Source organism: Pseudomonas sp. L13 (genome assembly GCF_009935965.1).
In the GTDB taxonomy this organism is placed as follows: Bacteria; Pseudomonadota; Gammaproteobacteria; order Pseudomonadales; family Pseudomonadaceae; genus Aquipseudomonas; species Aquipseudomonas lactis.
Genome location: NZ_QODJ01000111.1, coordinates 1 through 8404, shown reverse-complemented (window position 1 = coordinate 8404; position 8404 = coordinate 1). Strand labels below are relative to the sequence as shown.

General features: G+C 61.1%; 8 protein-coding genes. 7 read left to right on the top strand and 1 reads right to left on the bottom strand.

The window, feature by feature from the left end:
* Positions 1-319 precede the first annotated feature (319 nt).
* From DK871_RS27935 to argE, 4 genes are read left to right on the top strand one after another with little or no spacing between them, the layout of a single operon-like run.
* On the top strand, positions 320-1651 hold the full coding sequence (locus tag DK871_RS27935) for an NAD(P)/FAD-dependent oxidoreductase (protein ID WP_161907430.1): 1332 nt from the start codon (positions 320-322) through the stop codon (positions 1649-1651).
* Positions 1652-1674: 23 nt separating this feature from the next.
* The gene (locus DK871_RS27930; RefSeq protein WP_161907429.1) at positions 1675-2085 is read left to right on the top strand and encodes a RidA family protein; all 411 of its coding nucleotides are present in this window, start codon (positions 1675-1677) and stop codon (positions 2083-2085) included.
* Between the two features lie 11 nt (positions 2086-2096).
* Positions 2097-2774, top strand: coding sequence for a DUF1028 domain-containing protein (locus tag DK871_RS27925; RefSeq protein WP_161907428.1), 678 nt, complete (start codon positions 2097-2099; stop codon positions 2772-2774).
* On the top strand, positions 2771-3916 hold the full coding sequence (argE, locus tag DK871_RS27920) for an acetylornithine deacetylase (protein WP_161907427.1): 1146 nt from the start codon (positions 2771-2773) through the stop codon (positions 3914-3916). The genes DK871_RS27925 and argE overlap by 4 nt, the downstream gene beginning before the upstream one ends.
* Before the next feature lie 123 nt (positions 3917-4039).
* Here the strand turns inward: argE and DK871_RS27915 are convergent, their stop codons facing one another.
* Positions 4040-4951: a LysR substrate-binding domain-containing protein gene (locus tag DK871_RS27915; protein ID WP_003190675.1), complete on the bottom strand. Its 912-nt coding sequence runs from the start codon at positions 4949-4951 to the stop codon at positions 4040-4042.
* 250 nt (positions 4952-5201) lie between these two features.
* Between DK871_RS27915 and DK871_RS27910 the strand changes: the two genes are divergently transcribed.
* The 3 genes from DK871_RS27910 to DK871_RS28720 all read left to right on the top strand — a co-directional run.
* Positions 5202-6617, top strand: a complete 1416-nt coding sequence (locus DK871_RS27910; protein WP_161907426.1) for a cytosine permease — start codon at positions 5202-5204, stop codon at positions 6615-6617.
* Between the two features lie 223 nt (positions 6618-6840).
* The gene (locus DK871_RS27905) at positions 6841-7332 is read left to right on the top strand and encodes a GNAT family N-acetyltransferase (RefSeq protein ID WP_161907425.1); all 492 of its coding nucleotides are present in this window, start codon (positions 6841-6843) and stop codon (positions 7330-7332) included.
* A gap of 329 nt (positions 7333-7661) precedes the next feature.
* The coding region (locus DK871_RS28720; RefSeq protein ID WP_218581559.1) for a hypothetical protein at positions 7662-8404 on the top strand (743 nt) is incomplete at its 3' end.

Sequence of the window (8404 nt, the reverse complement as noted above, 5' to 3'; positions counted from 1 at the left end):
GGCAAGAGCGTTTTGCTTACTTTTGCGCTTCTCAAAAGTGAGACGCCGTCAGGGCGTAACCCTAAGTGGCCGTTACCGCAGGAACGGATATGTACCCAATCCAACTGTGTTGACTGTCAGGCCGCCTTCGCGAGCAAGCCCGCTCCCACATTTGGACTGCGGGGTGTCAGGTAGATAGATGTCGGCTGGGAGGCCGTCATCGCAGGCAAGCCAGCTCCCACAGTTGGCTGGCCTTCCTCTCTTCTGCATCCGATATTTATGCTCACTTCCCAACTTAATAATATTTTATTAATAACTCCCCGCCCCCTAACTTGACGTCATGCCCGAGCTGAATCCAACTGCATTACGCAAGGATAGAGACATGACTGTAGCAATAACAAAAATAGACACGCTGGTGGTTGGCGCAGGTCAAGCTGGCGTGGCCATGAGCGAGCATTTGAGCAAGCAAGGCGTACCACACCTGGTGTTGGAGCGCAGCCGAATCGCCGAGCGCTGGCGCACCGGGCGTTGGGACTCGCTGGTCGCCAACGGCCCAGCCTGGCATGACCGCTTCCCCGGCCTGGAATTCGATGACGTCCCCGCAGATGGCTTCGCGCCCAAAGAGCGCGTCGCCGATTACTTCGAAGCCTATGCACGAAAGTTCAATGCGCCGATCCGCACCGGCGTGGACGTCACCTCAGTGGTCCGCAACATCGGCCGCCCCGGCTTTACCGTGCACACCAGCGAAGGCGTGATCGAAGCCAACCGAGTGGTGGCCGCCACCGGGCCTTTTCAGAAGCCGGTGATTCCCGCTATCGCGCCCAAAGGCACCGCGCTGCACCAGATCCACTCCGCCGACTATCGCAACCCTGGGCAACTGCCGGCGGGCGCTGTATTGGTGGTGGGCGCCGGCTCGTCCGGGGTGCAAATTGCCGATGAATTGCAGCGCTCTGGCCGCCAGGTGTACCTGTCGGTTGGCGCCCATGACCGCCCGCCTCGCGCCTATCGCAACCGCGATTTCTGCTGGTGGCTGGGCGTATTGGGCGAGTGGGACCAGGCGGCGATGAAACCCGGCCGCGAGCACGTCACCATTGCCGTGAGCGGCGCCCACGGCGGCAAGACCATCGACTTTCGCGAGCTGGCCCAGCAAGGCATGACCCTGGTCGGCCTGACCCACGCCTTCGACGGCACGGTGGCAACGTTCCAACCCAACCTGGTGGAGAACCTGGCGCGCGGCGATGAAAACTACCTGGCCCTGCTGGATGCGGCCGACGCCTATATCGAGCGCAATGGCCTCGACCTGCCGCTGGAGCCCGAGGCACGTCGCGTGTTCCCCGACGCTGAATGCATCAGGCACCCGATCCTTGAGCTGGACCTGGCCGAGGCCGGCATCACCTCGATCATCTGGGCCACCGGATTTGCCGTGGACTACAGCTGGTTGCAGGTAGACGCCTTCGACGCCGCCGGCAAGCCGCAACACCAGCGCGGCGTCTGCAGCGAAGCGGGCATCTACTTCCTCGGTTTGCCCTGGCAATCGCGGCGTGGCTCGTCGTTTATCTGGGGCGTGTGGCACGACGCCAAATACGTGGCCGACCATATCGCCATCCAGCGTCAGTACCTTGAGTACCGCGAAGCCGCCCCGGTTGGCCGCCAGTCCCCTGTCAGCGCCTGATCACTTTTCCCTGGAGTTTTTTGATGCCTACCCACACTCGCATTCGCATGTTCAACACCCAAGCAACCTATCCCAACCAGAGCCTGGACAACGACCTGTGCCAGGCCGTGCGCGCCGGCAACACCGTGTATGTACGCGGCCAGGTGGGCACTGATTTTGACGGCAACCTGATCGGCCTCGGCGACCCACGGGCCCAGGCCGAGCAAGCGATGAAGAACGTCAAGCAACTGCTGGAAGAAGCCGGCAGCGACCTCAGCCATATCGTCAAGACCACCACCTATTTGGTCGACCCACGCTACCGCGAGCCGGTGTACCAGGAAGTCGGCAAGTGGCTCAAGGGCGTGTTCCCGATTTCCACCGGGCTGGTGGTCTCGGCCCTGGGCCAGCCGCAGTGGCTGATGGAGATTGATGTGATCGCGGTTATTCCAGAGTAAGGAGGCTAGCCATGACCTTTTCCATCGTCGGCCGGTGTGCAGAGACCGGCCAACTGGGCGTTGCCATCAGCTCATCGAGCATCGCCGTGGGCGCCCGCTGCCCGTGGCTGCGGCCCGGTGTGGGCGCAGTGTCGACCCAGAACATCACCTTGCCGGCCCTCGGCCCGGACGTCCTCGACGGGCTGGAACAGGGCCTGGCCCCCGCCGACGCCGTCGACAACGCGCTCACCCGCAACGGCTACAGCCAGTACCGGCAACTGACGGCAATTGACCATCTGGGCCGCAGCGTGCATTTCAGCGGCAGTCAGACCCTGGGTACCCATCACGCGGTATCGGGCGAGCAATGTGTGGCAGCGGGCAATATGCTCGCCGCCCCTGAAGTAATCACCACGATGGTCACGGCCTTCGAACAGGGCGAAGGCCAGCTCGCAGACCGCCTGCTGGCGGCCATGCACGCCGCCATCGCTGCCGGTGGCGAAGCCGGCCCGGTGCACTCCGCCGCGCTGGTGGTGGTGGGCGATCTGACCTGGCCGATCATCAACTTGCGCGTGGACTGGGCCGACCACGCCCCCATTGGCGAACTGCAGAAACTCTGGGATGCCTATCGCCCCCAAGTGCAGGACTATGTCGACCGCGCCCTGGCCCCCGACCGTTCCCCCGGCTACGGCGTGGCCGGAGACGACCGATGAGCCGTAGCCGCGAACTGCTGGAAACCCTGGTGGGCTTCGACACCACCAGCCGCGAGTCCAACCTGCAATTGATCGAGTATGTGCGCGATTACCTGGCCGGGTTTGGCGTGGCCAGCGAGCTGGTCTACAACGCGCAACGCAGCAAGGCCAACCTGTTTGCCAGCATCGGCCCGGTGGAACTGCCGGGCATTGTGCTGTCGGGGCATACCGACGTGGTGCCGGTGGACGGGCAACCGTGGACCCTGCCGCCGTTCACACTGACCGAGCGTGACGGCAAGCTGTTCGGGCGCGGCACCGCCGACATGAAGGGGTATATCGCCTGCGTGTTGGCGTTGGTGCCGGCGTTGGTCAACGCGCCGTTGCGCCTGCCGGTGCATATCGCCCTGTCCTACGATGAAGAAGTCGGCTGCCTGGGCGTGCGCTCGCTGCTCGCCGTTCTGGAACAACGTCCGGTCAAGCCGATGCTGTGCATCATTGGCGAGCCGACCGAACTCAAACCGGTGCTGGGCCACAAGGGCAAGTTGGCGATGCGCTGCGACGTGCATGGAGAGGCGTGCCACTCGGCCTATGCGCCCTCGGGTGTGAATGCGATTGAACACGCCGCCGAATTGATCGGTGAACTGGGGCGCATTGGCCAGCGGTTACGCGCGCGTCAGGACCCACGCTTTGACCCGCCGTTCAGCACGGTACAAACCGGCATGATCAACGGCGGCAAGGCCTTGAATATCGTGCCGGCCGACTGCCGCTTTGACTTTGAAGTGCGCGCCCTGCCCTCCATGGACCCGGGCGAAGTGGCTGAAGAGTTGCAGGCCTACGCGCTGCAGCAGGTGTTGCCGCGCATGCAGGCGGTCAGCCCGCAGAGTGCGATTCGGTTCACCGAGTTGTCAGCCTACCCAGGCCTGGTCACGGGTGAGCACAGCCAGGCCGCGCAATTGATTGCAGCGTTCTGCGACTCACAAGAATTCGGCACCGTGGCGTTTGGTACCGAGGGTGGGTTGTTCGATGCGGCGGGAATTCCCACCGTGGTGTGCGGGCCAGGGAGCATGGACCAAGGGCATAAGCCCGATGAGTTTGTGAGCCTGGAGCAGCTCGACGGTTGTGATGCCATGTTGCAGCGGTTGTTAGGCTTTATCACAACCTGAAGACTCGGTCATCGCCCCCTGTAGGAGCGAGCTTGCTCGCGAAAAACGTCAACGATGACGCGTGCTTCCTGGATAAACGCGGCGTCCGTGAGTTTTTCGCGAGCAAGCTCGCTCCTACCCTATTCAGCCGAGCAAACGTGCAAGCTCTTCGCGGCAGTAGTCGACAAACAACTGCACCGGTTTGGTCAAGGGAGCCCGGCGTAGCCAGACGGCCGACAACCCCGACCCCGTGACCGTTTCCGCCAAGGGAATGCACACCACTTTCTGCCCATCATAGGTGTACTCGCTGAACGGTTTGGTCACCAGGATCGAGAACCCGAACCCACGCCCCACCATGCCCCGTACCATCTCGATGGAGGGCGAGCTGAACACGATATTCGGGGTCAGCCCGCGTTCTTCGAAGATGCTCACGAAGTAGGTACGGCTGGGCAACACGTCCAGCAAAATCATCGGTTCCAGCACCAGGTCGGCCAGGGACACCTTGGCCTGTTGGGCAAAGCGATGATCGGCCGGCAGCAACGCATAGGGCTGTTGCGGCGGCATCAGCGGCGTGGTTTCGATGGTGCCGCCCAGGTCGTGCTCGAACAGCATCGCCACGTCGATACTACCTGCGGTCAACGCCTGCACGAGTTCCTGCTGCTCGCCATCGCGGATGCGGATCTCCACCCCCGGCCAACGCGCCTTGAAGCCGGCGATCAAGCGTGGCAGGTACAACGGTGCCACGGTTTCAAAGCAGCCGATGTCGATCTGCCCGGCCACCACATCGTTATCGGCCAGGGCGTTCTGCTCGAATTCATGGGCTACCCGCAACAGCTCCAACGCCTTGCGATAAAAACGCGCGCCGCTGGGGGTGAGGGAAACGCCCTGGGCGTGATGGCGGATAAACAGCTGCACGCCAAAACTGTCTTCCAGCTGTTTGATCGCCGTGGAGACCGACGGCTGGGCGATATACAGCTTGCGCGACGCCTCGGCAACGCTGCCGCATTCGGCCGTGGTCACAAAATATCTGAGCTGACGCAGGTTATAGGCTGCCATCGGCACCTCCCTAAACGTGGTGTTTTGCCCCAAACAAGTGCGCAGAAACACCGGTTTTTCAAGCCATTGACGTGCATGCAACATACCGGAGCAAAAAATCTCACGAGATACTTTTTTTAAGGTCTATAGCAACAAACTTACTAATTTACCTGCCTGCGCCCATTGCAGATGATCACTCCAACAACAAAGCGGCGCCCACGCGCCGCACAGCGAAGTACGCCCACGTACTCACCTTGCCTTGGAGCTCGTCATGGTTACCACTGCAACATCCAGCGCCCCGCTCATCGAAAAACACACGATTGGATACGTGCCCCCGCAAGATCGCCATGGAAAGGTAAGAGACCTGTTCACCCTGTGGTTCGGCGGCAACATCGCGCCGTTGCCGATCGTCACTGGCGCCCTGGGTGTACAACTGTTCCACCTCAACCTGGTGTGGGGCATTGTCGCCATCCTTGTCGGCCATTTGGTCGGCGGTGTGTTGATGGCATTGCACTCGGCCCAGGGCCCGCAGATGGGCATTCCGCAGATGATCCAGAGCCGCGCGCAGTTCGGCTCCCTCGGCGCGTTGCTGGTGGTGGTGATTGCCGGGGTGATGTACATCGGCTTCTTCGCCTCCAACATCGTGCTGGCCGGTAAATCCCTGCATGGCGTGGTGGACGCCGTGCCTGTGCCGGTGGGCATCGTTATCGGCGCCATCGGTTCCGGGATTATCGGCATCATCGGCTACCGCTTCATCCACGTACTCAACCGCATCGGCACCTGGGTGCTGGGCGCCGGCATCGTGCTGGGCTTTGGCTACATTTTCACCCATGTACAAACCACCGATTTTCTAACCCGTGGCAGCTTCAACATCTCCGGTTGGCTGGCCACCGTTTCCCTGGCTGCGCTGTGGCAAATCGCATTTGCGCCCTACGTGTCGGACTACTCCCGCTACCTGCCCGCCGACGTGCCGGTGGCCGCCACCTTCTGGACTACCTACCTGGGCTCGGCGCTGGGGTCGAGCCTGGCCTTCATCTTCGGCGCGGTGGCGGTGCTCGCCACGCCGGTGGGCATGGACACCATGGACGCGGTCAAACTGGCCACCGGCGCCATCGGCCCGTTGATGCTGGTGCTGTTCTTGCTCAGCGTGATCAGCCATAACGCCCTCAACCTGTATGGCGCGGTACTGTCGATCATCACCCTGGTGCAGACCTTTGCCTACCGCTGGATCCCCACCGCGAAAAGCCGTGCGGTGATCTCCATCATCGTGCTGGCCGCCTGTTCGATTGCGGCGGTGTTTGCCTCCCAAGACTTCATCGGTCACTTCGTCGACATGGTGCTGGTGCTGCTCGTGGTGCTGGTGCCCTGGACGGCGATCAACCTCATCGACTTCTATGCGATCCATAAAGGCCAATACGACATCGCCTCGATCTTCCGCGTGGATGGCGGCATCTACGGCAAGTACAACCCACAGGCGTTGCTGGCGTATGCGGTGGGGATTGCGGTGCAGATTCCGTTCATGAATACACCGCTCTACGCGGGGCCGATTTCGCAGCACATCAACGGCGCGGACTTGTCGTGGGTGGTGGGGCTGGCGGTGACGTCACCGTTGTACTTCTGGTTGGCGAGCCGGGACAGTGCGTATAAGCGCCGGATGGACAGTGGGAAGTTGGTGGGTGGGGTTTGATACCGACGCTCGGTCGCGCCTGCCCTACCCGTCACAATGTGTAGGAGCGAGCTCGCTCGCGAAAAACTCACAGGCGCCGCGTTCATTCTGGAAGCGCGCGTTATCGTTGACGTTTTTCGCGAGCAAGCTCGCTCCTACAAGGGGTGATGAATGGCCGTGCGGTGCCATAGGCCCGATGTTTCTCTATGATGTGGCCTTTCATTGAACATCCCTGGAACCCTCCATGCCCACCCTCACCTTGCGCAACGCCCAGCCCACCGACGCGGCACGCTGCTTTGAAATCGAAACCACCGCCTACGAGGGCGACGAAGCCGCAACGCTTGAAAAGATTGCCACGCGCATCGCGCAGTATCCCGAGGGCTTTTTGATCCTGGAGGAAGATGGCGCAGTGGTGGGCTTCATCAACTCAGGCTGCGCCCATGAGGTGGTGATGTCCGACGAGGCCTTCAAGGAGTTGGTGGGCCATGTGGCCGAGGCGCCGAATGTGGTGATCATGTCGGTGGTGGTCGACCCGACCCATCAAGGCAAGGGTTATGCGAAAAAACTGATGACTGAGTTCGTGCAACGCATGCAGGCAATGGGCAAGCGCACGATCCACCTGATGTGCAAGGAGCAGCATGTGCCGTTGTACAGAGCAATGGGCTACACCTATGTGCGCCCTTCGCCATCGGACCACGGCGGGATGGCGTGGCATGAGATGGTGAGGACGCTTTAATATAGGCCGTTGCATTCGTGATTGCAGAAGTGTTTCCAAGCGTGAAGCCACCCAAAACCCGGCAACGACCCAATGTGTTTCGGTGAGTGAAAACCTGGCACTCAGCTGCGCAATCTGACATTCGGCCTGACTTTTCGGCGCTTGCGCCGGACTGCACCTATAGCCTTTTCACTCACTCGAAAACCAACACCCGATGCGGTTTTACGTTGTTACATCCAGCCGAAATAGACCTCGTTGAGCGCCTGCCGCTGGCGCTGTAGCCTGCGAAACGCCCTGTCAGGACCACCTCCTGACAGGGTCAATTTCCTAGCGAAGAGAGAGGTGCAATCATGTCTTCAATCAATGGCTCCGTCCCATCCATACCCACGTACCAGCCCACTGGCAAACACCCTATCGATCACGATGTACCGCGGAAAAACCCTCTGGACAAACAGGCTGGAGAAGACGCCGAAGTGTCCAATGACAAGGGTGGCTGGAAAACCATCGGCAATGCGACGCGTGATCACGCCAACCGCATTCGGTTGGATCGCAACTTCTTGCCGTCTGATGAAAAAAACGTCGATGCCTCTGCGGTCAGCACCAACTCCCGGCCGATCGCCTCCGATTTCCTGCCCACGAACACCATTGACGATAGGTGGGTCAGCGCCAACCGTGATTTCGACACCAAACCCATTGGCAGCCCTGATCAGCCCAAAGCCGGTGCAGTTCAAGAACCCATCGATGTCGAAATCAGGTCTGATGGCAATGGCGGCTGGGTACAGGCCGGCGGCAATCAGGAGCCCATCGATCACGAAATCCAATCCGACGGCAATGGCGGCTGGATACAGGCCGGCGGCAATCAGGAACCCATTGATCACGAAATTCAATCCGACGGCAATGGCGGCTGGGTACAGGCCGGCGGCAATCAGGAGCCCATCGATGTCGAAATCAGGTCTGATGGCAATGGCGGCTGGGTACAGGCCGGCGGCAATCAGGAACCCATCGATCACGAAATCCAATCCGACGGCAATGGCGGCTGGGTACAGGCCGGCGGCAATCAGGAACCCATTGATCACGAAATTCAATCCGACGG

Coding starts and splice junctions, on each gene's coding strand:
- DK871_RS27935 (WP_161907430.1), top strand. CDS start 320: ATGCCCGAGCTGAATCCAACTGCATTACGCAAGGATAGAGACATGACT.
- DK871_RS27910 (WP_161907426.1), top strand. CDS start 5,202: ATGGTTACCACTGCAACATCCAGCGCCCCGCTCATCGAAAAACACACG.
- DK871_RS27930 (WP_161907429.1), top strand. CDS start 1,675: ATGCCTACCCACACTCGCATTCGCATGTTCAACACCCAAGCAACCTAT.
- argE (WP_161907427.1), top strand. CDS start 2,771: ATGAGCCGTAGCCGCGAACTGCTGGAAACCCTGGTGGGCTTCGACACC.
- DK871_RS27925 (WP_161907428.1), top strand. CDS start 2,097: ATGACCTTTTCCATCGTCGGCCGGTGTGCAGAGACCGGCCAACTGGGC.
- DK871_RS27915 (WP_003190675.1), bottom strand. CDS start 4,951: ATGGCAGCCTATAACCTGCGTCAGCTCAGATATTTTGTGACCACGGCC.
- DK871_RS27905 (WP_161907425.1), top strand. CDS start 6,841: ATGCCCACCCTCACCTTGCGCAACGCCCAGCCCACCGACGCGGCACGC.